The sequence below is a fragment of the uncultured Pseudosulfitobacter sp. genome, assembly GCF_963976325.1.
GTDB lineage: Bacteria > Pseudomonadota > Alphaproteobacteria > Rhodobacterales > Rhodobacteraceae > Pseudosulfitobacter.
This window is the reverse complement of the sequence record NZ_CAXBJW010000001.1, coordinates 651,774-677,402: the sequence shown is the minus strand read 5'-3', so window position 1 is coordinate 677,402 and position 25,629 is coordinate 651,774. Positions and strand designations below refer to the sequence as shown.

Here is a 25,629-nt window from a genome sequence, read left to right as displayed (position 1 = left end):
AGATGTCCCCCGTTCGCAGTTCTAGCGCAAACTAGCCCGTTCCGGTCGGGGTCAAGCGTTTACAACACCGCATCCAGCGCGGTCAGCGCCTGATCTATTTCGGCGCGCGTGGTGTAGTGGGTGAACGACAGCCGCAGCACACCTTGGGCGGGATCAATCCCCATCGCTTCCAGCGCGCGCACCGCATAGAAATCGTCGCCTGCGGTCATGATGCCGTGGTCTGCCAGCGCCTGTGCCACGGGTTTCGCCGCCCGCCCCAGGTCCAGTGCCACGGTGGGGGCGCGATTGGCGGCCTCTGTCGGCCCCAGAATGCGCAGGTCGTTGCGCCCGCGCAGGGCGTCCAGCATGTGTTGCAGCAGGTGTGTCTCCTGTTCGCGCATCACGTCATGCACGCCGCGCGCGTCGGTGTTGTGATGCGCCGCAAAGGCGTCGACATAGTCGGCCATGCCCGCACAGGCGGCGACCTGGGCGTGATCCGGCCCTGCGGGGGTAAACCGTTTGTACAGCGTGTCGCCGTTGAAATAATGCCCCTGATTGGGCAGCAGTTCGCCCAAGGCACGGCGGATCACCATCAGCCCCTGATGCGGGCCATAGGTTTTATAGGCCGAGAACAGGTAAATATCCGGCCCCATATGGCCCACGTCGGCAAAGCCGTGCGGCGCATAGGACACGCCATCGACGCAAACAAATGCGCCGGCAGCATGGGCCACGGCGGTGATTTCCACCACGGGATTGATCTCGCCCACCACGTTGGAACAGTGCGGAAAACACACCAGCCGGACACTTTCGTCCAGCAATGCCTCAAGCTTTTCGATCTCAAGCTTGCCGGTGTCCGGGTTGATCTGCCATTCACGCACCTCGATGCCACGCTCGGCCAGACGACGCCACGGGCCGCTGTTGGCCTCGTGGTCCTGATTGGTCACGACAATCGCCTCGCCCGGTTTCAGCATCTGACCAAAGGCCTGTGCCAGAACATAGGTGTTCTGCGTGGTTGACGGCCCAAAGCTCAGCTCGTCGGTGTCCACGCCAAGGATGGCGGCCATGCGGCTGCGTGCCTCGTCCATCTCTTCGCCACCCAACCGACTGGCCTGAGATGTGCCATAGGGCTGCATCTTGCGTTCGGTGTAAAAGCGCGTCAGCCGGTCGATCACGGGCTGGCAGGTATAGCTGCCGCCGGCGTTTTCAAAAAAGGCCTGCCCCTGAAGGGACGGCTGCGAGAAAGCGGGGAATTGGGCGCGGACCCAGTCGGTATCAATGTTCATCCGCACAGGGTGGTTTTGCGAAGGCAAAAGGTCAATATGCCAAAAGGGCCGCCCCTGTCGGAACGGCCCCTGATTGTTGTTATTTTGGTGCGATCATTCGGCCGGCGTCACGGTCGGATCAGGTTCGGACGGGGCGGTTGTGGATATGCCCGCCGCCTCGCGTTTGCCGTCCAGGTAGATCGCCTTGATCAGCGCCACCGCCATCAACACCATCACCACACTGAACGGCAGCGCGCCGATCACCATTGCGGTCTGAATCGCTCCGATGCCACCGATCAGCAGCAAGGCCGCCACCACAGCCCCCAATGCGAAGCCCCAGAAGATGATATGTGGCCGCGCTTTGGGCCCCTCGTCTCCTGCCGCGTTGATCGTGTTCACGATCAGCACAGCCGAGTCGGCGGATGTCACAAGATAGGTCATCAGCAGAACCACGATGATCACCGCCATCAGCCAACCCACCACGCCGGACCCCAGCAGGATGTCGGTCATGGCAAAGATCTTGCCACCGTCTGTGGCTTCAAAGATCTTGCCGCCGGCCGCGCCTGTCAGTTCCAGGTCGATGGCTGTGCCGCCGGCCCATGCGAACCAGACGAAACACATGATCGCGGGCACGATCACTGCACCCAACACGAATTCACGGATGGTGCGGCCGCGGCTGATGCGCGCCAGAAACAGGCCCACGAAGGGCGCAAAAGCCACCCACCATGCCCAGTAGAACACGGTCCACGACCCTTGCCAGCCGGCCAGATCCCGATCGACCGGATTTTCGCCACCATAGACGGTGAACATCATGCTTGGCAGCGCGATGACATAGTCCCACATGCCGACAAACAGCGCCCACAGGCCAAACCATGTCGAGCCGAAGATCAGGAAGAACGCCAGCAGGAAAATCGACAGACCCATGTTCAGATTGGACAGCCATTTGATCCCCTTGCCCACACCCGAAAGCGCCGACAGTGTGGATGCGCCCATGATGATGGTGATGGCAAAGATAATGCCCAAAGAGCTGGGCGCGCCTTCGGCATTGGTCAGCCATGCGCCCACGCCGATGCGGCTCATGCCGTCGACAAACTGGTTCACACCAAAGCCCAGCGTTTGCGCCACACCCAGAATGGTGGCCACAACCGCCACGATGTCGATCATATGGCCCAATGGCCCCGAAAGCGATTTGCCAAACAACGGCGCCAGCGCCGAACGAATGGTCAGCGGCAGGCCCCGACGATAGGCGAAATAGCCCAGCGACAACCCACAGATCGCATAGGACGACCAAGCGGTGAACCCCCAGTGCAGATATGACCATTTGTAGGCGTTCAGGATGTTGTCCTCGCCTTTTGCACTGGCAAAGCCCTGAATGACATCGGGGTTGTTGCCAAAGTGATAAATCGGTTCGGCCACGGCCCAGGTCAGCATACCAACCCCGATGCCGGCCCCGAACATCATCGAGAACCACGAAAAGTTATCAAACTCGGGCACGTCGCCCGGCAAGCCCATCTTCAGTCTCCCGGCTGTCGGCCAGACTGCCAGCAGGATACAGACCAGCACAAAGGCGGCCATCACCGCCACGTACCACGTGGCAAAGTTGGTCAGAATGAACCCGTTCAGCCCCGCCAGCACGGCGCCGGCCTGATCGGGGAATGCCACGGCCCAGATCACCAGCAAACCGATGATGATCTTGGCGGTGATGGTCACGTCCATACTGAACCCGCGGTAGAACCCGCTGGCGGCCGTCTTGATCGGCAGCTTCATAAGAGGTGGTTTAAGTGCCATTGTATCTGTCCCTGTTGTTGTTTGTTTTTTGAATTCGGAAACGCTACGAGGCGCACTGACAAATCAAGGGGTCAATACCGACGCCCGCAAAACGAAAAACGGCAGGCGCTGGGCCTGCCGTTTTGATGTGTCCGTTAATTTACGGTTTCAGCGCATGTTTGCGCGTTCACTTTGCAAGCCGCGGAAGATGCACCAGCACATCACCAGCAGCACCACGGTAAACAGCAACCCTGTCGAGATCACCATGGATTGTAACGCCGCCAGGCCACCGCCCAGCAACAACGCAATCGCCACGGCACCCTCGAAGATGCACCAGAACACCCGCTGTGGCACCGGCGCGTCAACCTTGCCGCCTGCGGTGATCGTGTCGATCACCAGACTGCCCGAGTCAGACGAGGTGACAAAAAACACCACGACCAGCACGATACCGATGAACGATGTGATCGAGGCCAGCGGCAACTGGTCAAGCATCTTGAACAACTGCAACGGCAGATCGGCATCCTGCGCACCGGTATAGCCATCGGTCAGCACCTGATGAATCGCGGTACCGCCGAAAATCGACATCCACAGCACGCAGACCATCGACGGGATCAGCAGCACGCAAACGATGAATTCGCGCACCGTACGGCCGCGGCTGACGCGGGCAATGAACATGCCGACGAAGGGTGACCAGCTGATCCACCACGCCCAGTAGAAGGCTGTCCAGCCTTGGGAATAGTTCACGTCTTCACGGCCAAAGGGGTTCGAAAGCGCGGGCAGATATTCGACATAGGCCTTCAGGCTGTCCCAGAAGAAGGTGATCAGGAACGTGGTCGGCCCGATGATCAACGTGAACAGCGCCAGCAAACCGGCCAGCCCCATGTTGACCTCGCTCAGGATCTTTACGCCGCCATCAAGGCCGCGCAAGACCGACACCAGCGCCACGGCTGTGATCAGCGAGATCAGGATGACTTCGGTGGTGTCGCCGATCGGCACGCCAAACAGCTCGTTCAAACCTGCGTTGGCTTGTGTCGCGCCAAAGCCCAGCGATGTGGCCAGACCGAACAGTGTCGCAAACACCGCGATGATGTCGATCACGTGGCCCGGCCAGCCCCAGACACGATCGCCCAGGATCGGATAGAATGCCGACCGGATCGTCAGCGGCAGACCCTTGTTATAAGTGAACAAGGCCAGCGCCAGCGCCACCGTAGCGTAGATCGCCCAAGGGTGCAGTGCCCAGTGATAGATCGTGGCGGCCATGCCCAGCCGGACCGAACCCGGCTCGTCACCCGTGGCGGCACCCAGCGGCGCCCAGTCGGTGCGCAGGCCTTCTTCCATCGCTGTGCCACCAAAGGCGGTTGAAAAGTGGGTCAGCGGTTCGGACACGCCGTAGAACATCAACCCGATGCCCATGCCGGCGGCGAACAGCATCGCGAACCAGCCGGTATAGGTGTAATCCGGCGTCGCCTCGTCCCCACCCAGCCGGACCGAACCGAAGGGGGTGACGATCAGAAGCAGCGCAAAGATCACCACGATGTCGGCCGCGCCGATCAGGAACCAGTCAAAGTTGGTGGTGGTGAAATCAAACATCCCCTGAAAGAGCGATGCCGCCTGTTCCGGCAACAGCAGCGTATATAGCACGAACACCACAATCGCTGCCCCGGAGATCACGAAAACGGGATTGTGAATATCCAGACCGAATGGTCCGATATTGGTTTCGATATTGTCCTGGCCGATCTCGTAATCGGTCTCGATGAGATCGGCCGTACCATCCGGTGAGGGTATACCGTGGGTATCGGTATCTGACATGAACTGTCCCTTTCAAGTGTGACGGGTCGCGCAGGTCAAAGCCGTACAGCGCCCGTTTCTGCGTTAAGGTCGCAGTCACAAGCATAGGCCCCATCCCCAAAGTGGCAACCATTCGCCTAAAAAAGTGGCGGTTGACACAAGACTTGCGGGGATGGGTTGACGGGTCAGAGGTGATTCACAAGGCCGCTTTTATCGCCTCGGCATGGGATTTGATCGCATCCATATCCCCCATGTTCCCCGGTGGACGCGTGGCCACACCCTCGTGCCGTGGCAGGATGTGGAAATGCAGGTGAAACACCTCTTGCCCGCCCGCCGCCTCGTTGAACTGCTGCAAGGTGATGCCGTCGGCATCGAACGCGGTCATCGCCGCGTTCGCCACCTTGTTCACCGTGTTCATGCAAGCCGCCAGTTGCGCAGGGCTGGCGTCCAGCATGTTGCGGCAGGGTGTCTTGGGAATCACCAGACAGTGGCCGTCGGCACGCGGCATGATGTCCATGAAGCACAAGGTTTCGTCATCCTCGTAAACCGTCACATTCGGAATCTCGCCGCGCAGGATCTTGGCAAAGATGTTCTGATCGTCGTAGCTCATGCGTTCACATCCACCACGACGCGGCCCTTGACCTGACCGTTCAGAATATCGGCCCCCAGCTTGGGCAGGTCCGACAGGGTCGCGGGCTGAACCATCGCCTCCAGCTTGTCCATCGGCAGGTCCGATGCAATGCGTTTCCAGGCCCGCACGCGGTTGTCATAGGGCTGCATCACGGAATCAATCCCCAACAGGTTCACGCCGCGCAGCAGGAACGGGATGACCGTCGCGGGCAACCCCGCGCCACCGGCCAGGCCAACCGCAGCCACGCTGGCCCCGTATTCCATCTGGCCCAGCACACGCGCCAACATCGCGCCGCCCACGGCATCGACGCACCCGCCCCATGTCTCGCCTTCCAGCGGGCGTTTGACGGTTTCGTTGATCTCTTCGCGTGCCACGATCTGCGTGGCGCCCAGCGATGTCAGGTAATCGGCTGTTTCGGGACGCCCCGTGACACCGGCGACCTGATGGCCAAGGTTGGCCAGAATGGCCGTCGCGACCGACCCCACGCCGCCGGCCGCACCGGTGACCAGAACCGGCCCTTTCTTGATGCCGTGGTCTTCCAGCGCCATCACCGCCAGCATCGCGGTAAACCCTGCGGTGCCCACGGCCATGGCCTGACGGGTGTCCAGCCCTTCGGGCAGCGGCACCAGCCAATCGGCCCGAACCCGTGCCTTTTGTGCGTAGCCGCCCCAATGCGCCTCGCCCACGCGCCAACCGGTCAGCACGACCTTGTCGCCAGGTTTGTAACGGACGTCGTCCGAGCTTTCGACAGTCCCGGCAAAGTCGATGCCCGGCACATGCGGATAATTCCGCACCAGACCGCCGCCCGGCCCGATGCACAGCCCGTCCTTGTAGTTCACTGTCGAATATTCGACCGCAACGACCACGTCGCCTGTAGGCAGATCATCCAGACCCAACTGCGTTACCGCAGCCGATGTCTTGCCATCCTCGTCCTTGTTCACAACCAATGCGTCAAACATACCGCTCTGTCCTTCCCGAAGGCCCTTTGCCTTCTCTGGTTCAAAAATATCCCGGGGAGCACGAGGGGCTGGCCCCTCGGTCCCGCACTCTCAGCGCAAACGCAGGCTTATGGTCCTGCGTTCCGCTTTCCGTTGGTCACATCCCATCGTCGTCCATGAACACCAGATCACTGACCGGGGCCGCCTGCCCCGCAGCGGTCAGCATGGCGTGCACCTGCCCGCGATGGTGGGTCTGGTGGTTGAAGAAATGTGCGACGCACAAGCCCAAGGGCCGCGTCAACATCGCGTCGTGACCGCCCGAATACCACGACAGCTCACCGGCCAGATCAAGATTGCGCAGGCCTGCGGCCCAGATCTTCATGCGGCCATCCACCTGGAACCGCTCGGCGCTCCACGCGGCGATGGTCGGTGTGTGTTTGGTGGTGTCGCCGCGTGCCGGCGCATCGACATTGGCGCCAAAGCGGCTCAACCACATCCGGTCGCCCCACAGCAGATGGTTCAACGTGCCCAGGATCGAGCCAAAGAACGCACCGCGATCCAGCTCAAGCGCGTCGCGGTCCATTTTGGTCACGATTCCGGTTAGCTGGGTGTTCTGCCACGCATTATATCGCGCCATCATCGTCACATAGTTTTTGTCGATCACGTGCCCTGCCCCTTGTTCGGACGGCGGATCAGCCGGCCACCCTGAATCAGACTGACGTGAAACTGCCAGACATACCAGTGCGTGACAAAGGGAATTGGCCGCTACGACTGAAACCGCGGTATGTGACCCCACGTCCCATCCTCGTCCCAAAACAACGCATAGGCTGCCGTGCCGCCCTTTTTCACAATGACTTGAAACCATTACGACGGGCGCGCGTTACGAAACTGTTACATAACTTTTTGTTCTGCGGACGCCACACATGCAAAAGACCGCCCCCTTCGCCCTTCACGACGCCGATGCAATTGTCACATCGCGCATCGGCACGCAGCTTTTCGCGGCGGCGATCGAGTTTTTCGGCCTGATGGCGCTGCTCGTGCTTGTGGTGGTGGTTGTTCGCCTGGACGTTCTGGTGCTCAGCGACACGATCTCTGAGGACTCCTTGACCGAAACCCTGCACGTGATCCTGACCCTGTGCACTGGGCTGATCTTTGTCCTGGGGGCCATCCGCAACCCGCAGGCGCGCGCTTATCTGATCTGTGTCGCCACGATGTGCGGGCTGATCGTGATCCGCGAGAATGACCACTTCCTCGACCAGATTTGGCACGGCTTTTGGAAATGGCCCGCGCTTGCGCTGGGTCTGACCGGTCTGTCTTTGATCCTACGGTTCAGGGGCACACTTGCCGTGCCTTTCTTGCAGCACTTCCAGACTCGGTCCGGCACCTTTATGTATTGCGGCTTTTTGCTGCTGGTGGTGTTCAGCCGTCTGTTCGGCACCAGCGCGCTGTGGGAGCCGGTTATGGGAGCGGCCTACGACCCCCGTATCAAATCAATTGTTCAGGAGGGGCTGGAATTGCTCGGTGGCGGACTAATTTGTTACGGAGCGATCATTGGCGTGTTCCAGCGGTTCGGTCTGGATCTGGACCTGCACCTCTATGCCGATGACCGTAAGGTGTAAGCGAAACGGGGCTTCTTTATGATCGACATTCTCAACGTGATTGCAGCATTGGCCACAGTGGCCTTTGGCCTGTTCGGGTTTATCGCTCCACGCTATACCGCAGACACGCTGGATCTGGCCCCCACCAGCAGCACCATGGGCCTGAGCGAGATGCGCGCCTCGGTCGGTGGGTTGTTCGTCGTGTTGGGGTTGGCCGCGATCTGGCTTGGTGCGCCGCTGGCCTATGCGATGGTCGGCTTTGCCTATGCGGGGGCTGCTGCGGGTCGGGTTGTGTCGTTGTTTCTGGACAAACCACCCATGAAGAAACTGCTGGTCTTTGGCGGGATCGAAGCAGCGCTGGCGCTGTGGCTGATTGCTGCCAACCTTGGTTGATCTTGCTATTTACGTGTGAAAACAAAACTCTGAGGCGCCATTCTAATGCGTCACATCACCCGCTGATTTCCTGCCATCCCCCTTGCAAGACACAACCTGTCGTCCTATATTCAAGGTGTCCTTCGGGACTATGGACATAAACGCGCTCGTAATAAGCGGATCGGACCCGGGGGCGGTACCCGGCGTCTCCACCAAACATCCTTCATTTGGGGATCATGGGGACGAAATAGGATCGACGAACGTCTAAAGGGGTTATGCTTTGTCTCGGCTGTCTGCCACCGTTATCGGCGAAAACTGTACAATTGCAAATGACAATCGTGCTCCGATGGCAGTTGCAGCGTAAGCTGTAACCAACATCGAAACTTAAGTCCTTGCGCCTAGCAGTGTAAGGCGGGGTTCGCAGGCACCTGGCAACAGAAGCCTGCACTTACCTCCCCCTATATATCTGCAACGCGCTTCACGTGCTTGACTTGCGCGGTCAATTCCGTGAACAATTGCCCATGGGGTTTGCGATTGCCCCGTGAGGCTATGGCCCAAGTATCGCATCCTGTTTTTTATCAAAGGATGCACATCATGGCTGCCCCTAACGAAATCACCGTTCCACAACTGTTGCGCCTGATCGGAACACCAGATGCGCCTGTTATCGTTGATATTTCCATTGATCCCGACTTTGCCGACGATCCGTTCTTGGTGCCCGGATCGTTTCGTCATCCCCACACCGATCCGCAAGGGCTGAAAGCGTGTGTGGCGGGGCGCGCCTGCGTGCTTGTCTGCCAAAAGGGTATCAAGCTCAGCCAGGGTCTGGCCGCTTGGTTGCGCGCGGACGGCATTCAGGCCGAATATCTGGCAGGCGGCATGTATGGCTGGCGCGCCCTAGCCGACGCGCCGCGCATTCCCGCCGCTGCCCTGCCGCCACTGATTGACGGTGCAACCCTTTGGGTGACACGCCACCGCCCCAAGATCGACCGGATCGCCTGCCCCTGGCTGATCCGCCGTTTTGTCGATCCGCACGCACGTTTCCTGTTTGTGTCGCCGTCAGAGGTTGCCGGAGTGGCCGAGCGCTTTGGCGCGACGCCTTTTGATGTGGAGGACATATTCTGGTCGCACCGCGGCGAAAAATGCACCTTTGACACGATGCTGGACGAATTCCGGTTGCGCACACCTGCGCTTGACCAGTTGTCGACCGTGATACGCGCGGCCGACACCAACACCCGTGCGAACAGCCCCCAGGCGGCCGGTTTGCTGGCGATTTCCGTCGGCTTGTCACGACAATACCGCGATGATCTGGCCCAGCTTGAGGCCGGCATGGTTCTGTACGATGCGCTATACCGCTGGGCGCGCGACGGTGCCGACGAAGGCCATGACTGGCCAGTTGGACGCAGCACATGAGCACGCCCTCCTGGTCGGAAATGACCCGCGTGTTCGGACGCATCGGTCTGCTGAGTTTCGGCGGCCCTGCGGCACAGATCGCCCTGATGCATTCCGAACTGGTCGAACGCCACAAATGGCTGAGCGAACAGGATTACCTGCGCGCGCTGTCGCTGTGCATGTTGCTGCCCGGACCCGAGGCGATGCAACTGGCCACCTACGCAGGCTGGCGTCTGCGCGGGGTTGCGGGCGGTCTGCTGGGCGGATTGCTGTTCGTGGTGCCGGGCGCCGTGGTGATCCTGGCGCTGGCCCTGGGGTATTTGCAGTTTGGCGCGCTGCCGCTGGTGCAGGCCGCGTTTCTGGGCATCAAGGCCGCCGTGATCGTGGTGGTGGTTCAGGCGCTGCTGCGGGTCAGTCGCAAAGCGTTAATTGGTCCTGCGGCCTGGATTATGGCGGGGCTGGCGTTCGTGGGTCTGTTTGCCTTTGGCGTGCCTTACCCGCTGTTGATCCTTGGCGCGGGGCTGTTCGGGGCGTGGCGGGCCGATGCAGTCGCCACACCTGCGGTGCCGCACGCCAACAGCAAGCCCTTAAGAACTTTATTGATCTGGGGCTTGCTGTGGGCTGCACCACTGGCTCTGGTCTGGGCGCTGGATCAGGATTTCCTGCTGCATCTGGGCCTGTTCTTTTCCAAACTGGCCGTTGTCACCTTTGGCGGCGCATATGCCGTGCTGGCCTATATGACGCAAACCGTGGTGCAGGAGTTCGGCTGGATCGACACAGGCCAGATGATCGACGCGCTGGGGTTGGCTGAAACCACGCCGGGGCCGCTGATTCTGGTAACTGAATTCGTGGCGCTTCTGGCCGGCTTTGCCCAAGGCGGTGTCGGCATGGCGATTCTGGCAGGGCTATTGGCGCTGTGGGTGACCTTCACCCCCTGCTTCCTGTGGATTTTCCTTGCAGGCCCTTACCTTGACACCCTGTCGGCCCGTCCGCGTCTGGCCGCCGCCCTTCGGGCGATCACCGCGGCCGTGGTCGGTGTGATCCTGAACCTGTCGGTCTGGTTCGCCCTGCATGTTCTGTTCGAAACCGTGCACACTATGGGCGCGATGCCCCTGCCCGACCTGTCCAGCCTGGATCTGACGGCGCTGGCGCTGACCGCTTTGGCCGCCGCTTTGCTGTTGTGGCGGCGCAGCAGCCTGCCCGCAACGCTGGCGATCACCGCGACCGCCGGTCTGCTTGTGGGCGTGATCGGCGGATAATACTGGACACCCCTTTCGCTTGGTCGCAAAACTTATATGATTACCCTCAACGAACGACAGGGAAGATAAGACACGCGCATGGGCCGAAACATTGACTATGGCAATCTGATGCATGACGCGATGCGGGGTTTGATCCGCAAGGTCTTGCAGGACGTGGCAGACAACGGTCTGCCCGGAGCGCATCATTTCTTTATCACCTTCGACACCAGCCACCCCGACGCCGAGCTGGCCGACTGGCTGTCCGACCGCTATCCCGGCGAAATGACCGTCGTGATGCAGCACTGGTACGACAAGCTGGAAGTGACCGATGACGGGTTTTCGATCACCCTGAACTTTGGCGACGCGCCAGAGCCGCTGTATATCCCCTATGACGCGATCAAGACCTTTGTGGACCCATCGGTCGAATTCGGCCTGCGCTTTGAAAGCCAGGATACAACCGACAGTGACGATCTGGTGGTGAAGACCCCCGAACAGGACAAGCACGAGGTCGTGCCTGCGCCTGTCGCGCATACCGATCACACCGACGCCAAGAAGACACCCGGCAAGAAAGACGCCGACGTGGTGTCGCTGGACAGTTTCCGCAAGCACTAGGCGCTGGAATGGGTGATGCCATGCTGACTGCCCCCAAGCTGGCCGCTCTGGCCGTGGTGATCCGCGGCGATCACGTGTTGCTGGTCCGGCGCCGGAACGAACCCGATGCAGGGCTGTGGGGCTTTCCCGGCGGGCATGTCGATCTGGGCGAAACCGCACTGGATGCGGCGGTGCGTGAATTGAGCGAAGAAACCGGCGTGACCGGGCGCGCGACAGGATATCTGACCAACATCGACGTGATCGTCAAAGATACTGACGGCCACGTGCAGTTTCATTTTCTTCTGGCCGCCGTGCTGTGCACCTATGTCGGCGGCGACCCCGTGGCCAACGACGATGTCAGCGATGCACAATGGGTGCCTGTGGACGACGTTCTGAACCGCCAGCTTGCCACCAGCCAGCATGTCGACGATGTTGTGCGCAAGGCCATGGGTGGTTTTACGTAAACATTATTGCCGCTTTAACACCGTGGTGACCGACCGCAGCGGCGTGCCATTGCGCAGCCGTTGGAATTTAAGCCGCAGCCCTTCGGCCACCAACGTGCGGTCATATTGCTGGATCTCGTAGCCGCCCTCGTCCGTGACATAAAGCGAATAGACCGACAGCGTGTCACCGCTCAGCCGCGCCCAGACGTAAGGTTCGCCCTGCATCGGGTCCAATTGCACATCATGGCCAAACACGTTGCGGCCCATGGCAGCGGCATAGATGCCCTTGCGTTCGCTGGGGACAAACCGGATTGAATAGGATTTTGAATTTTCCGTGCCGTTTTCGCGCGTGCGGGTCGACGTCCAGCGCACGGTAAACCCTTTGTCCGTTGCGCCGATTTCCATGCTCATGTCGCGCGGTTGCACCGTGCCATCCGCAGACAGCACATCGGCGGACCCTTTGTAGGACCCGACAAAGCGGCTGATGTCCGCCTGTGCAGGTTGGCCAAGCGACAGCAGCGCCAGAACCGTCAGGGCCGCCAGCATGTGCAGGCGCGCGATGGTGAAGGAATGAAAAGTGGCGCTGCGCGTCATGGTCTGTCCTTTCAGGCGGGGCGCGCCATTTCACGTGCCCCTGGCTCATATATAGTCACCTGCGGGCAGGCTGCCACAGGTGATGCGCCCTATTCGCCCCTATTCCGTCAGCTTCGCAAGGCGCGATGCACACAATGCCGTGCAAGTCAGCCGCTAACAGGTCCATTGCCCAATTGCACCAGCGCGGCCATGGCGGTACACCCTGCGTGACATTTCACAAGCCCGGAGCCTATTCATGTCCCAAACCCGCACCGAAACCGACAGCTTCGGCCCTCTTGAGGTCCCTTCGGACAAATATTGGGGCGCGCAGACGCAACGCTCGATCATGAACTTTCCCATCGGTTGGGAAAAACAGCCCGTCGCCATCGTGCGCGCGCTGGGCGTGATCAAAAAGGCCTGTGCGGCGGTGAACCTGGAATTCGGTGATCTGGACGCGGGTCTGGCCCCCGCCATCGACCAGGCGGCGCAAGAGGTGATTGACGGCAAGTTCGATGACAACTTTCCGCTGGTCGTCTGGCAGACCGGATCAGGCACCCAGTCGAACATGAACGCAAACGAGGTCATCTCGAACCGCGCGATCGAGATCATGGGCGGCGAGATGGGGTCGAAGACACCCGTGCACCCCAACGATCACTGCAACATGGGCCAGTCGTCGAACGATACGTTCCCGACCGCGATGCATGTGGCCATCGGCATGGTGGCGCGCGACACGCTGTTGCCGGGCCTGCGCAAGCTGCACGCCGCACTGGCGGCTAAATCGGATGAGTTCAAGGACATCATCAAGATCGGCCGCACCCACACGCAGGATGCCACGCCACTGACACTGGGTCAGGAATTCGGCGGCTACGCCCATCAGGTCGCCAAGGGCATTGCCCGGGTCGAGGCCTGTCTGCCCGACATCTACGAGCTGGCGCAGGGCGGCACCGCTGTGGGCACCGGTCTGAACACCCGCAAGGGCTTTGCCGAGAAGGTTGCATCCGAGATTGCCGCAATCACCGACCTGCCCTTTGTCACAGCCCCCAACAAGTTCGAGGCACTGGCCGCCCATGACGCGATGGTCATGTTCTCGGGCGCGCTGAAAACCGTAGCGGCATCGCTGTTCAAGATCGCCAACGACATGCGCTTGCTGGGTTCGGGCCCGCGCTCGGGTCTGGGCGAGCTGATCCTGCCGGAGAACGAGCCGGGATCTTCGATCATGCCAGGCAAGGTGAATCCGACACAGGCCGAAGCGCTGACGATGGTCTGCGCGCATGTGATGGGCAATGACGCCGCCGTGGGCTTTGCCGGCAGCCAAGGCCATTTCGAGCTGAACGTCTATAACCCGATGATGAGCTACAACGTGATTCAGTCGATGCAATTGCTGGGCGACGCGGCCGGCAGCTTTACCGACAACATGGTGGTCGGCACGCAGGCAAACACCGCGCGGATCGACAAGCTGATGAAGGAATCGCTGATGCTGGTCACGGCATTGGCCCCCACAATCGGCTATGACAACGCCACCAAGGTCGCCAAGACCGCGCACAAGAACGGCACGACGCTGAAAGAAGAAGCGATTGCGCTGGGCTTTGTCGATGCGGAAGAATTCGACCGCGTGGTGCGCCCTGAAAACATGATCGGGCCGAAGTAAGCCTATGGTCACGCCGGTGAACCTGAACAAGGCCCGCAAGGCCAAAGCCCGCGCCGAGAAATCCGCGCGGGCCGATGAAAATGCGGTAAAGTTCGGGCGCACCAAGGCGCAAAAAGACAGCGCGCGCAAACAGGCCGACAGGGCCGCGCGCGCGCTGGACAACCACAAACGCACCCCATGAGCGGGCGGCCTGTCAAACGGTCGCTGACCTTGCACGGGCACCGCACATCTGTGTCACTGGAAGATGCGTTTTGGCGGGCGTTTCGTGATATTGCCGCAGATCGGGGCCAGCCGATCAATGCACTGGCGGCAGAGATTGACGATGCGCGCGACCCGGATGTGGGGCTGGCCTCGTCGATCCGGCTGTTTGTGTTCCACGAATTAACCGGGCGTTAACCACAGTCTGCTGATCTGACGGCATGTCAGAGTTTCACCCCCACGGTCCCTTTAGTCCCGACCGGTATGTGCTGGAAATTTTCAGCACACAGGCGGCCCGCCGGGGCGCGGTCATCCGTCGCAAGATCCGTGACATCGAGCGTTACGTGGGCCGCGATGCCTTTTTGCGGGAAGTGGAGCGTCGCGGCTATCATGCCATCGAAAACGCGGGTCAATTCATCGTTTTTTGCAACAATGAACCGATCCGCGTCCTGTTTTAAAGGTTTTTCAGACTGAAAAACCTAATGGAAAATGCCGCGGCATTTTCCGTTTCAGATCGACGCGTGGTAAATCTTGTCGATGTTGGTGCCCAAGGCCTTGTTGAATTCGGCATCAGACATCGACCGCTGCAACCCTTCGGTCAGTGCACGGCTGAAGCTGGCGATCATCTTGGTGTTCTGGCTCAGCTTTTCGCATGCCACATCGGTGCTGTACCCGCCTGACAAGGCCACAACCCGCACAACACGCGCGTGATCCGCCAGGTCGTCGTACAGACCCGCAGCATCCGGGATGGTCAGCTTCAGCATCACGTTTTGATCATCGGCCAGCGTGTCCAGATGCTTCAAGATCACCTCTTTCAAGATGTCCTCGGCGGCAGCCTTGGTCTCGGAATGAATGTTCACCTCGGGCTCAATGATCGGCACCAGACCGGCGGCGATGACCTGACGGGCCACCTCAAATTGCTGTGCCACGACCTGTTCGATCCCGTCGGCATAAGCGATGTGGATGACCGAACGTTCCTTGGTCCCGAAAATACCGGCTTTGGCAGCCGCTTGCAGCGTGGCGTCCAGATCCGGCATCGGCTTCATCAACTGGACGCCATCGTTTTCTTCTTCCAGCCCTTTGTCGATCTTCAGAAAGGGCACCACGTTACAATTCTCCCACAGATAATCAGGGACCTTCTTGCCGTTGATGCTTTCCGTCATGGTGCGTTCAAACAGGATCGCGCCGATCACCTTTTTGCCGCTGAAGTCGTCGGCCAGAATGATCCGTTCGCGCATTTTCTGCACTTCGGCGAACATCGCCTCTTCGCCGTCATAGTCATTGGCATCCACGCCATACAGCCCCAGCGCCTTTGGCGTCGAGCCGCCCGATTGGTCCAGCGCGGCGATAAAGCCCGCGCCTGTGTGCATTTGTGCGTGTTGGTCTGAGGTCTTGGTCATGGGAAACTCCGAATTCATTTGATTCTTTGGGACGTGTTACCGCATCTGGACGCGGCTTAGAATGTGATAGCGCAAACAAGCGGTCAGCGGCGGGTCAGCATCAGCGGAATGCCCCGATCCGAGCGCACGGTCAGGTGGGCAACCGGCACAGGCGGCGGTGCATCGGTCAGGGTCACGCGGAAATCGCGCAGGATGCGCGACAGGATCAGCGGCCCCTCGACCATGGCAAAGCCTGCACCGGTGCACACCCGCGCGCCTGCGGAAAACGGCATGTAAGCGCTGCGCGCGCAGGCCTTGCCATTCTCGGTGTGCCAGCGGTCTGGATCGAAATCATCGGGGCGGTCCCACAGCCGTTCGTGCCGGTGCAGGTGCCACGGGCTCAGGACCAACTGGCTGCCCTTGGGCACATCACGGTCGCGGAAGTGTTCGGGGCACGCCGCCTCGCGCACCATCATCGGCACGGGCGGATACAGGCGCAACGTTTCGCGGAACACGTCGCGCGACAGGCGCAGTTTGGACATGACCGCGAAATCAGGGCCGTCCAGCACCTGCGCCTCGGCGGCCAGCCTGTCCTGGCAGTCCGGATACAGCGCCATCAGATACAGCGCCCACGCCAGCGCCGAGGCACTGGTTTCGTGACCTGCAAGAAAGAAGATTGCCACCTGATCCACCATCTCTTCGGTGTCGAACGTCTGGCCCGTGTGCGGATCGGCGGTGGTCATGATCTTGGTCGCCAGATCATCCGGGGCCGTGCCCGCGGCAATCGCATCCATCCGGTCGCGGGTCAGCCGTGTGATCAGATCACGGATGCGCGCAGCACTGGCGCGGGTGGATTTGCGGTGCAGACGCGGCATCCAGCGCGGCAACGGGATAAAGGCGGCCAGGTTCAGGATTGGCTGGCCACGCTGGTAGCGGCGGAATTCGTCAAAGACCTCTGTGGCGACCTCGTGTTCGATGGGAATCGAAAACAGCGTGCGAAAGATCACGTCGGCAGCGGCGTGGCTGGTCTCGGCCTCGATCTCGACCACTTGGCCTGCGCGCGTATCCAAACGCGTGGCCGCAGCCTCGGCGGCGTCCCACATGGCGGCAAAGGTGTCACGCAGGCGGCCGCCCTCAAACGCGGGGTCGATGATGCGGCGCTGGCGTTTCCAAGTCTCGCCATTGGTCAAAAACACAGAATTGCCCAGCAGCGGGCGCAGCCCTTCGCTGATGCGGTCGGATTTGGGGAAATCGTCGGGGCGTTCCTTCAGCACCAGATCGACCAGATCGGGTTGGTTCAGCAGATACGACCGGAAAAACGGCGTGCGAAATTCAGCCATCCATGCGCGGTACAGGCGCGCGGGCTGCGCCGACAGCAGGTCACGCCGGAACAGGCGCACATAGCGCCACAGCGACACTTTGTCGGGACGGCTTGGGGGCTTGGGCGGTTGGGTCATGCGGCCACAGTGGTGTATTTCGACACCGCCGCCACGATGCGTGATTTCGACGGGGCGCGGCCTGCATATCGGTCGGACAGCAACTGCGGGCCTGCGGTGATCTGGAAATAATCATAGTCGCCGGGTCGGTCAAAGGCACACAGATACTGGAAATGCAGCCGGAAGAACCGCCAGCGCAGCTCCTTCCAGCGCGCGGCGCTCAGCGTCTGGGTAAAGGCCGCTGACAGCACCAGTGGCCAGCGTTGCCCTTCGGGCGCCACGCCCGACACAGCCACCGGATCGCACAGGGCAAAGGCGCAGCCGTCGCCCGGGGCGGTCACGTCGACCCATGTCAGCGCGTCCGACATGCTGAGAAACCGCAGATCGCCACGCAGCCGGTGCGCATCGGGCAGGAACGACACCATCGGCACCACCTGCCCCAGCGACAGAAACGCCAACGCGGGGCCGGTTGCGGGCACCCTGCCCGCGCGGATCAGGTCCGACAGGATCGACACCGCCAGATGCGCACCCGAGGAATGGCCAACGACCAACACCTCGTCCACGTCCGATTGCAGGGCGGTTGCGATGCTGTCGGCAAAGGTGGCCATACGCGTCTCAAGTGCCAGCGGGTTCGCCCCGCGCGAGGCGGCGGAAAACGCATAGTCGTGCATCAGGTAATAGGCGAAAAACTTGCCATCCTGTTTCTTGAACCAGCGCATCAACCAGACCGCCGCCCCAAGGGCCAGCGCCCCCCACAGGATCAGCCGCAGCCCGAACAGCGGCCCCAGCATATGCGGCCCCATGGCCGCCTGCATCGCCCAGTCCATCGCGCGAAAGCCCCATGTGAACACGGCCCATGCCAGCAGAATCGCCAGCAGCAATTGCACCAGCAACATGCCCACCGGATACAATGCCGCAATGATCGGCCCCTTGCGCAGCCGCATCAGCCGCCCCAGCGCGCCGGTGGCGATATAGACCCACGCGGTGCGGATCAGTTGCAGATAGGTCGCGGGGATCGACGTCGCCATGCTGTCGCGCACGATGTCGGACCAGACCAGCACTTCAACATCGGCATCCACATCCACCCCGTCAATCACCGCATCCACATGCCAGCCATAGTTGCCGTTGAACTTGCGCGGTTTCAGTCCGATCTCATAGCCGCTGATCGCCGCCTGTGCGCTGCCTTCCTTGCGGTACAGCTCGCGGTAGCGGCGCGGGTGAATGGGGTCGTAGCCCGGAATGTAGAACACCCGGCGTCTGGTCACTGTGTCTTGCTGTTCCTGCATCGGGCCTGCGTCCTGCTTTGAGCCGCAGTCTAGACAGGTTTTGCGCAGGCGTCAGCCTAAAGTGCTGAGAACCGGAAAGGTTTCCAACAGCCAGAAGCTGAACCAAGTGAACGCGCCGGTGACCAGCGCCAGCCCGACGACGACCAGCAGCACGCCCATGATCCGTTCGATCAGCGCCATGTGACGTTTGATCCGGTTCATCAGGCCCATGGCGCGGGTGATGAACATCGCGGCCAGCAGGAACGGTATACCCAGGCCTGCCGCGTATACACCCAGCAACACCGTGCCCCGCGCCACCGAAGCCTCGGACGCCGCCAGCGACAGGATCGCGCCCAGCTGCGGACCGATGCAGGGCGTCCAGCCAAAGGCAAAGGCCAACCCCAGCACATAGGCGCCAAAGGACGATCCGCCACGGTCGCCCACATCCAGCCGCGCCTCTTGGTCCAGAAACGGAATGCGGAAGACGTTCAGGAAATGCAGGCCAAAGATGATGACGACAACGCCGGAAATCTTGGAAAACAGCGCCTGGTTTTGCAGGAAAAACGCGCCAAAGGCCGACGCGGTAAAGCCCAGCAGCAAGAACACCGTGCTCAGCCCCATCACAAAGAACAGCGCCGCCACCACGGCCCGCCTGCGCCCCGTTGCATCGCTGTCCATCTCGTTCAGGGTCACGCCGCTCATATAAGCCAGATAGGGTGGCACGATCGGCAGCACACAGGGGCTGAGAAAGCTCATGCCGCCAGCGACAAAGGCAACCAGCAGTGCGGGCAGCAAGGCTGCGTCGATGATCTCTATTCCATACATGATTTTGGACATAGGCCATTGCCGCCGCGCCGTCACGCGGCCTTTGGTCACAACCTTGTGGACAGGTTGAAACAACCCGCCTAAATCAAGGGTATGACTGATGATCCTTATACGCTGGACGCCACCGGGCTGCTGTGCCCGCTGCCCGTCCTGAAGGCGCGCAAACGCCTGCAACCGCTGGCCGTGGGCGACACGCTGACCGTACAGGCGGATGATCCGGCCGCCGTGATCGACATGCCGCATTTCTGCGCCGAGGCGGGGCATGAACTGGTATCATCGGATGTGGACAGCGCCGTTCAGGTCTATGTCATCCGCAAGGGACGCTAGGCCGCCACCACCTGCGCACGACGTGTCTTGCGCAACAATGTGCTGACGATGATCAGGTTCAGCACACCGGCCACCGCCGCCACGGCATAGGCCGCCGTGTAATTGCCCGTCAGATCATACAGCGCCCCGCCCTGATAGCCGCCAATGGCGTGGCCGAACCAGCCGAACATCGTGACGATCCCCAAGGCCGACGCGCGCCGCGATGGCGGTGTCAGCATGCGCAACGACACCAGAACGCCGGTCATGACGCCCGCATAGCCAAATCCGTAGATGATCGCGTAGACGTAAAACGTGGCAAGGGTGTCGATATAGATGAACCCGAACACCATCGCCGTCATCCACGCGGTCGCAGTCATATAGGCGGGCAGAGCGCCGATCACATCCGCCAGTTTTCCAAACGCAAGACGCCCCACGATGGCAACCAGGAGCATCACAAAAATCACGCTGCCGGCTTCCGATGCGGCAAATCCACGGTCCTGAATCAGCGGCACCAGATGCATCAGCGGTGTCGACATGCAGGTGCAGCACAGGATGATCGCGGCACTCATGGTCACGATCACGGTGTTGGTGGGCACAAGGGTGTTTTCCTCGGCAGCACTTGCCATGCGCTGTGCGTCGTTTGCGGCAGGTGGCTGGCGCAGCAACAGGCTCAGGGGCAGCATCGTCGCCAGCATGAACACACCCGTGACGCCAAACGCCCCGCTGATGCCAAAAGATTTGATCAGAAAGGACGACACAAACGGCACCCCGCCCTGCCCCAGGGCCTGTCCCGCCGACGCGATCCCGATGGCCATCCCGGCGCCCACGAAAAACCAGTTGCCGACAGCGGCCATCACAGGCGGAAAAATCGCGGCAGCGCCGAAAAAGCCGGCAACAAAGAACAGCAGATAGAACTGCCACAGTGCCGACATCAACGACGCCGCCAGATAGCACAGCCCCAGCACCGTCACGCCAAAGATCACCACGGGCCGCGTGCCTTTGCGGTCAGACAACGGGCCCATGAACAATCCGCCAAAGGCCAGTCCCATGATGCCCGCAAAGTTGATCAGCGCGATCTGGCCGCGCGCCCATCCGAACTGGTCCTGCATGGGCACGATGAATGCCGACATGCCGTTGACGATTGCCCCCATCGAGATGGCCAGGATCAGGGCCGAGGCTGTGACGATCACCCAACGGTATTGCGGTTGCGGAACGGGTGATGTCATCGGTGGACTGCCTTGAATGGGATGTTTCGTGCGCTGCCTAACACATCACGACCGGTGCACCTATCTGTCACGTGGCGTCCAATTGTCCCGCCGCCCCTGACTGCGCAATCGCAGGGCAAGGCCCACCGTGACCCCCACCCCGATGGCAATCGTCAGATCGGCAAAGACCGTCAGCACCAGTGTCAGCAGCAGCAGAACCCGATCAGAGACCTGCGCCTGCATATAGCCACGCCAGCGGTGCGGCTCGGTCATGTTCCACGCGGTCAGGATCAGCAGGCCCGCAAGTGCCGGCATGGCCAGATACCCCGCCAGCGGGGCAAGAAGCAGCATCACCAGCAGGATCGTCAGCGCGTGCACGATCCCTGCCACCGGCGTCCGGCCTCCGGCCCGCACGTTTGTTGCGGTGCGCGCGATGGCCCCCGTGGCAGGCAGGCCGCCAAACAGCGAGGAGCCGATATTGGCAAAGCCCTGTGCCAGAATTTCCGCGTTGGGGCGGTGGTGTCCGTCAATCATCCGGTCGGCAACCATGGCCGACAGCAGCGATTCAATCCCCGCAAGAAAGGCAATGACAAAGGCAGAAGGCAACAGCTCGACCACACGCGCCATGCTGATCTCGGGCAGCGCAGGCATGGGCAAGGTGCTGGGCAACGCGCCAAAGCGTGAAAAGATCGTATCGACCGGCAAGGCGGCCATCGCCACCAGCACCGACGTTATCCCGACGGCCACGATTAACCCCGGAAAGCGCGGTGCCATTCGGCGCAGCACCACGATCAGAACCATCGTCGCCAGTCCGATCCCCAAGGCTACCACGCTGGTGGTGTCTCGTGCAGCCCAAAGGGTTTCCAGCTTGGCGACAAACTCGGCCGGCACCTGCGCCGTGTTCAGCCCGAACAGGTCCTTCAACTGGCTGGTGGCGATGATGATCCCGATGCCGATGGTAAACCCGTTGATCACAGGCTCGGGCACATAGGCGACCAGATTGCCGGCCTTGAGGTAACCGGCGATCAACATGATGATCCCGGCCATAAAGGTCGCCAGAACCAGCCCGTCATAGCCGTGTTCGGCGATGATCCCAAAGACCACGACGATAAACGCCCCCGTCGGCCCGCCGATCTGCACGCGACTGCCGCCCAGTGCCGAAATCAAAAAGCCCGCGACAATGGCCGTGATCAGCCCCTTTTCCGGCCCCGCGCCCGAAGCGATGGCAATGGCCAGACTGAGCGGAAGCGCGATCATCGCCACCGTGATCCCCGCGATCAGATCAGCGGTGAACTGTTGGCGGTCATAGGTGGCCAGAGTCGTCAGAATTTTGGGTTTCATGGCGTCAGCTAACGCCTGCGAAACCAGAGTTACAAGATGCCATGTCGCTATCTCGCTGCGGCAATGACGCGCGCTGTTTCATGGCAATACCGACAAAGCCGAATAGATCCTTTCAAACCGCTGCACATTTTCCGCGTCCTACGCATGGAAATGATGCTTTGGCTGATGCGCACAAGATCGGGCAGGTTGCTTTGGGGGCCGCCATGCCCTGCGCTGTCTGTCAGCGACGATAAAGGGGCGCAGCCGGATGGCCACGCCCCTTTATCAGATCATGAAACCAGACTTAGCCGCCCAGGGACCACCAGCCTTTGCGCTTTGGCTTGGCGGGGGCGTCTTCGTTTGCAGGTGCCTCAGCCGCAGGTTCGGTTTTCGGTTCCACCGGCGCGGGCTCGGGCTTGGGCTCTTCTGCCTTCGGCTCGGGTGCGGGTTCGGCGGCCACTGGCTCGGGCGTCTCAACCTTTGCTGCGGGTGCCTCCTCTTGAGGCGCCGGCGTCTCTGCCACAGCAGCAACATCCGCTTTCGCTTCGACGGGTGCGTCGGCCTCGACAGGTGCCTGAGCAGGTGCGTCAGCTTCAACCGGTGCCTGTGCAGCGGCTTCGGCTTCGGCTTTGGCCGCGGCTTCTGCCTTTGCCTTGGCCGAAACGCGCGTGCGCTTGGGCTTGGGCGTCGCGGCCTCGGCGGTGCCCTCTTCGGCAACGTCCGCGGCCTTGGCCTTGGTTGTTTTTGCCGTAGAAGCCTTGGCGGTTGTCGTCTTGGCCGTGGTCGACGCCGTGCGTGTCGACCGGGTGCGCGTCACCTTGGGCTTGGCCGCTGCATCTGCGTCCGCATCTGTGGCCTCGGCATCATCACCAGTGGTTTCGGTCTTCTTGGTCGAAGAACGCGACCGGCTGCGGCTTGGCTTCGGCTTGTCCTCGGCGGGCGCGGCATCGGTTGTGGCCTCGGGCTGCGATGTATCCGCAGACGCATCGGTATTGCCGTCGTCCTGATCGTCATCATCACGACCGTTCTCGCCGTTCTGATCCTCGCCGGTGGACGACTTGCTCCGCCGCCGACGACGCCGACGACGCCGTTTGGGTTTGGGTTCACCGTCTTCGCCGACTTCCGCCGCAGGATGCGACTGGGGTGCAGGCTCAGCTGCCTTGGCCTCTTGCGCGGCTTCGGCTGCGATGTCCGCCGCTTCGGCCGCCTCGGCGGCGCGGGCGTCTGCTTCGTCGATCTGGTCCATGATGGATGTATCGACAGACACCACATGGGTGGCCGCCGTCACGACGCGCGTGGCGGTCTTGAACTTTTCGATGTTGAAATCGGGGCTGATCAACGTGGGATCACCCTCGATGCGCACCGACAGACCATAGCGCACTTCGATCTGCGCGATATGTTCGCGTTTCTGGTTCATCAGGAAGTTCGAGATGCCAACCGGGCATTTCACCAGCACTTCGCGCGACCGGCGGCGGGTGCCCTCTTCCTCGATCTGACGCAGGATCGACAGCGCAAGGTTGTCGTCCGACCGGATCAGACCGGTGCCGTGGCACGCCTGACACGGCTGCGTTGTCGCCTCGATCATGCCGGGGCGCAGACGCTGACGCGACATTTCCATCAGGCCAAAGCCCGAGATGCGGCCCACCTGAATGCGCGCGCGGTCGGTTTTCAGCTTGTCCTTCATCATCTTTTCGACGGCGGCGTTGTTCTTGCGCTCGTCCATGTCGATAAAGTCGATGACGATCAGGCCCGCAAGGTCGCGCAGACGCAACTGGCGCGCCACTTCGGCGGCGGCCTCAAGGTTGGTCTTGGTCGCGGTCTGCTCGATCGAGCCTTCCTTGGTCGCACGGCCAGAGTTGACGTCGATGGCCACCAGCGCTTCGGTCACACCGATCACGATATAACCACCCGACGGCAGTTGCACCGTGGGGTTGAACATGCCGGCCAGATAGCTTTCGACCTGATAGCGGGCAAACAGCGGCAGGCTGTCTTCGTAGCGTTTCACGTTCTTGGCGTGGGACGGCATGATCATCTTCATGAAGTCCTTGGCGATGCGGTAGCCACGCTCGCCCTCGACAAACACCTCGTCGATGTCACGGTTGTACAGATCGCGGATCGACCGTTTGATCAGGTCGCCCTCTTCGTAGATCTTCGCGGGCGCAATGGATTTCAGCGTCAGCTCGCGGATCTGTTCCCACATCCGTTGCAGGTATTCGTAATCGCGCTTGATCTCGGCCTTGGTGCGTTTGGCACCGGCGGTGCGCACGATCAGGCCGGCGCCACGGGGCACTTCGATTTCGTTGGCGATCTCTTTCAGCTTCTTGCGGTCCACGGCATTGGTGATCTTGCGGCTGATGCCGCCCCCTCGGGCCGTGTTGGGCATCAGGACGCAATAGCGACCGGCCAGCGACAGATATGTGGTCAGCGCCGCACCCTTGTTGCCGCGCTCTTCCTTGACGACCTGAACCAGCAGGATCTGACGGACCTTGATCACTTCCTGAATCTTGTAACGTTTGGCGCGCGGTTTGCGGACCGGGCGAATGTCGTCGCTGTCGTCCTCGTCGGCGACGGATTCGATGCTGTCATCCTTGTCGGCGGCGTCGGCGGCCACGTCTTCGTCGTCGTGATCGTGATCATCGTCCGCCGCAGGCGTTTCCACCGGCGTTTCGCGCACGGTTTCCATGGGCGAAGACCCTTCGTCCACGCCATCATCGCCCTCTGACAGGTCGATGGTTTCCATGCCGCCCACTTCATCCGAAGATGTCACGGCGTCATCGCTGGATGTCTCTTCCGCCTTGGTCGAGGACCGGCTGCGCGAACGCGACCGCGACGACGAGCGCTTGGGCTTGTCGTCGTCTTCATCCTTGGCGCGCTGCGCTTCGGCCAGCGCGCGTTCTTCCTCCATCAGCGCCTCGCGGTCGGCGACGGGGATCTGGTAGTAATCGGGATGGATTTCCGAGAACGCAAGGAAGCCGTGGCGGTTGCCGCCGTAATCTACGAACGCCGCCTGAAGCGACGGTTCAACCCGCGTTACCTTGGCGAGATAGATGTTGCCAGCAAGCTGGCGTTTGTTTTCAGATTCAAAATCGAATTCCTCAACTTTGTTTCCGTCGACCACAACAACGCGCGTTTCCTCGGCGTGGGTGGCATCGATAAGCATTTTCTTTGGCATATTGTCCGTTTGCACGTGCGCAGCGCCACATCACCCGGGGGTGCGGCGGTTCTGGAGACGTGTCTATTTAAGGCGAATAGCGACGCGCGGCAGCACCGGCCTCTGGGGCCTGCTGCTGTCCTGCTCATGGCATGTGCGCGTGTCATCGCGTTTCTTCTCCGACACGCAGTGACGTTTGGTCCTGCGCATCCATTCAAAAGCTGCGCATATGTTGACCATACCGCCGGCATCTCACGGCCGTTTCCGGCCCAATCGGTCTGTTTCAGGTCGGGGCGTTTTGGCCACCAAACGCTGTCACAGCGAAAC

25 protein-coding genes and 1 other RNA gene are annotated in these 25,629 nt (G+C 61.2%); 12 read left to right on the top strand and 14 right to left on the bottom strand.

The window, feature by feature from the left end:
* Positions 1-59: 59 nt before the first annotated feature.
* The 6 genes from AAC077_RS03375 to AAC077_RS03350 all read right to left on the bottom strand — a co-directional run bounded on the left by AAC077_RS03375 (position 60) and on the right by AAC077_RS03350 (position 7,029).
* Entirely contained in the window at positions 60-1,262 is a 1,203-nt protein-coding gene (locus AAC077_RS03375; protein WP_339766522.1) for an aminotransferase class V-fold PLP-dependent enzyme, read from the bottom strand.
* Positions 1,263-1,355: 93 nt separating this feature from the next.
* Complete coding sequence (locus tag AAC077_RS03370; RefSeq protein WP_339766521.1) at positions 1,356-3,029, bottom strand: BCCT family transporter; 1,674 nt, start codon at positions 3,027-3,029, stop codon at positions 1,356-1,358.
* Between the two features lie 147 nt (positions 3,030-3,176).
* On the bottom strand, positions 3,177-4,817 hold the full coding sequence (locus AAC077_RS03365) for a BCCT family transporter (RefSeq protein ID WP_339766520.1): 1,641 nt from the start codon (positions 4,815-4,817) through the stop codon (positions 3,177-3,179).
* A gap of 175 nt (positions 4,818-4,992) precedes the next feature.
* Positions 4,993-5,406: an HIT family protein gene (locus AAC077_RS03360; RefSeq protein ID WP_339766519.1), complete on the bottom strand. Its 414-nt coding sequence runs from the start codon at positions 5,404-5,406 to the stop codon at positions 4,993-4,995.
* The gene (gene acuI, locus AAC077_RS03355; RefSeq protein WP_339766518.1) at positions 5,403-6,386 is read right to left on the bottom strand and encodes an acryloyl-CoA reductase; all 984 of its coding nucleotides are present in this window, start codon (positions 6,384-6,386) and stop codon (positions 5,403-5,405) included. Before acuI ends, AAC077_RS03360 begins: the two co-directional genes overlap by 4 nt.
* Positions 6,387-6,522: 136 nt before the next feature.
* The gene (locus tag AAC077_RS03350; RefSeq protein WP_339766517.1) at positions 6,523-7,029 is read right to left on the bottom strand and encodes a DinB family protein; all 507 of its coding nucleotides are present in this window, start codon (positions 7,027-7,029) and stop codon (positions 6,523-6,525) included.
* Positions 7,030-7,288: 259 nt separating this feature from the next.
* Here AAC077_RS03350 and AAC077_RS03345 point away from each other — a divergent pair, with 259 nt between their 5' ends.
* The 7 genes from AAC077_RS03345 (at position 7,289) to AAC077_RS03315 (ending at position 12,017) form a co-directional block, all read left to right on the top strand.
* A complete protein-coding gene (locus AAC077_RS03345; RefSeq protein WP_339766516.1) occupies positions 7,289-7,984 on the top strand; it encodes a hypothetical protein in 696 nt (231 codons plus the stop codon).
* 18 nt (positions 7,985-8,002) lie between these two features.
* Positions 8,003-8,356 (top strand): DUF4345 family protein, encoded by a 354-nt coding sequence (locus AAC077_RS03340; protein WP_339766515.1) that lies wholly within the window; start codon positions 8,003-8,005, stop codon positions 8,354-8,356.
* A 78-nt stretch (positions 8,357-8,434) separates the two neighbouring features.
* Positions 8,435-8,784: a transfer-messenger RNA gene (gene ssrA, locus AAC077_RS03335) on the top strand.
* A gap of 145 nt (positions 8,785-8,929) precedes the next feature.
* Positions 8,930-9,745 carry a sulfurtransferase/chromate resistance protein gene (locus AAC077_RS03330; protein ID WP_339766514.1) on the top strand — a complete coding sequence of 272 codons (816 nt, stop codon included), beginning with the start codon at positions 8,930-8,932 and terminating at the stop codon, positions 9,743-9,745.
* Positions 9,742-10,983, top strand: coding sequence for a chromate efflux transporter (gene chrA / locus AAC077_RS03325; RefSeq protein ID WP_339766513.1), 1,242 nt, complete (start codon positions 9,742-9,744; stop codon positions 10,981-10,983). Before AAC077_RS03330 ends, chrA begins: the two co-directional genes overlap by 4 nt.
* Before the next feature lie 78 nt (positions 10,984-11,061).
* Positions 11,062-11,574 carry a ClpXP protease specificity-enhancing factor SspB gene (locus AAC077_RS03320; protein WP_339766512.1) on the top strand — a complete coding sequence of 171 codons (513 nt, stop codon included), beginning with the start codon at positions 11,062-11,064 and terminating at the stop codon, positions 11,572-11,574.
* A 20-nt stretch (positions 11,575-11,594) separates the two neighbouring features.
* Positions 11,595-12,017, top strand: a complete 423-nt coding sequence (locus AAC077_RS03315) for an NUDIX hydrolase (RefSeq protein WP_339766511.1) — start codon at positions 11,595-11,597, stop codon at positions 12,015-12,017.
* Positions 12,018-12,020: 3 nt separating this feature from the next.
* Here AAC077_RS03315 and AAC077_RS03310 read toward each other — a convergent pair whose 3' ends face one another.
* Positions 12,021-12,590: a hypothetical protein gene (locus AAC077_RS03310; RefSeq protein ID WP_339766510.1), complete on the bottom strand. Its 570-nt coding sequence runs from the start codon at positions 12,588-12,590 to the stop codon at positions 12,021-12,023.
* 235 nt (positions 12,591-12,825) lie between these two features.
* On the opposite strand from AAC077_RS03310, the gene fumC reads away from it, so the two are divergent.
* The 4 genes from fumC to AAC077_RS03290 are packed head-to-tail and all read left to right on the top strand — an operon-like array spanning position 12,826 to position 14,873.
* Complete coding sequence (fumC, locus tag AAC077_RS03305) at positions 12,826-14,217, top strand: class II fumarate hydratase (protein WP_339766509.1); 1,392 nt, start codon at positions 12,826-12,828, stop codon at positions 14,215-14,217.
* A 4-nt stretch (positions 14,218-14,221) separates the two neighbouring features.
* Positions 14,222-14,398, top strand: coding sequence for a DUF4169 family protein (locus AAC077_RS03300; protein ID WP_339766508.1), 177 nt, complete (start codon positions 14,222-14,224; stop codon positions 14,396-14,398).
* Positions 14,395-14,613: a ribbon-helix-helix domain-containing protein gene (locus AAC077_RS03295; RefSeq protein ID WP_339766507.1), complete on the top strand. Its 219-nt coding sequence runs from the start codon at positions 14,395-14,397 to the stop codon at positions 14,611-14,613. Before AAC077_RS03300 ends, AAC077_RS03295 begins: the two co-directional genes overlap by 4 nt.
* Before the next feature lie 23 nt (positions 14,614-14,636).
* Complete coding sequence (locus tag AAC077_RS03290) at positions 14,637-14,873, top strand: N-(5'-phosphoribosyl)anthranilate isomerase (RefSeq protein WP_339766506.1); 237 nt, start codon at positions 14,637-14,639, stop codon at positions 14,871-14,873.
* A 51-nt stretch (positions 14,874-14,924) separates the two neighbouring features.
* On the opposite strand, the gene AAC077_RS03285 is transcribed toward AAC077_RS03290, so the two are convergent.
* The 4 genes from AAC077_RS03285 to AAC077_RS03270 all read right to left on the bottom strand — a co-directional run bounded on the left by AAC077_RS03285 (position 14,925) and on the right by AAC077_RS03270 (position 19,320).
* A complete protein-coding gene (locus AAC077_RS03285; protein ID WP_339766505.1) occupies positions 14,925-15,815 on the bottom strand; it encodes a fructose bisphosphate aldolase in 891 nt (296 codons plus the stop codon).
* 83 nt (positions 15,816-15,898) lie between these two features.
* Positions 15,899-17,251 carry a cytochrome P450 gene (locus AAC077_RS03280; protein WP_339766504.1) on the bottom strand — a complete coding sequence of 451 codons (1,353 nt, stop codon included), beginning with the start codon at positions 17,249-17,251 and terminating at the stop codon, positions 15,899-15,901.
* Positions 17,248-18,516, bottom strand: coding sequence for a hypothetical protein (locus AAC077_RS03275; RefSeq protein ID WP_339766503.1), 1,269 nt, complete (start codon positions 18,514-18,516; stop codon positions 17,248-17,250). The genes AAC077_RS03280 and AAC077_RS03275 overlap by 4 nt, the downstream gene beginning before the upstream one ends.
* Before the next feature lie 51 nt (positions 18,517-18,567).
* Positions 18,568-19,320, bottom strand: a complete 753-nt coding sequence (locus AAC077_RS03270) for a cytochrome c biogenesis protein CcdA (protein ID WP_339766502.1) — start codon at positions 19,318-19,320, stop codon at positions 18,568-18,570.
* A 93-nt stretch (positions 19,321-19,413) separates the two neighbouring features.
* Between AAC077_RS03270 and AAC077_RS03265 the strand changes: the two genes are divergently transcribed.
* On the top strand, positions 19,414-19,647 hold the full coding sequence (locus AAC077_RS03265) for a sulfurtransferase TusA family protein (RefSeq protein ID WP_339766501.1): 234 nt from the start codon (positions 19,414-19,416) through the stop codon (positions 19,645-19,647).
* Here AAC077_RS03265 and AAC077_RS03260 read toward each other — a convergent pair.
* The 3 genes from AAC077_RS03260 to AAC077_RS03250 all read right to left on the bottom strand — a co-directional run bounded on the left by AAC077_RS03260 (position 19,644) and on the right by AAC077_RS03250 (position 25,323).
* Positions 19,644-20,852 (bottom strand): MFS transporter, encoded by a 1,209-nt coding sequence (locus AAC077_RS03260; protein WP_339766500.1) that lies wholly within the window; start codon positions 20,850-20,852, stop codon positions 19,644-19,646. The genes AAC077_RS03265 and AAC077_RS03260 overlap by 4 nt on opposite strands.
* Before the next feature lie 60 nt (positions 20,853-20,912).
* A complete protein-coding gene (locus AAC077_RS03255; RefSeq protein WP_339766499.1) occupies positions 20,913-22,172 on the bottom strand; it encodes a SulP family inorganic anion transporter in 1,260 nt (419 codons plus the stop codon).
* A gap of 283 nt (positions 22,173-22,455) precedes the next feature.
* Positions 22,456-25,323: an Rne/Rng family ribonuclease gene (locus AAC077_RS03250; protein ID WP_339766498.1), complete on the bottom strand. Its 2,868-nt coding sequence runs from the start codon at positions 25,321-25,323 to the stop codon at positions 22,456-22,458.
* Positions 25,324-25,629 lie beyond the last annotated feature (306 nt).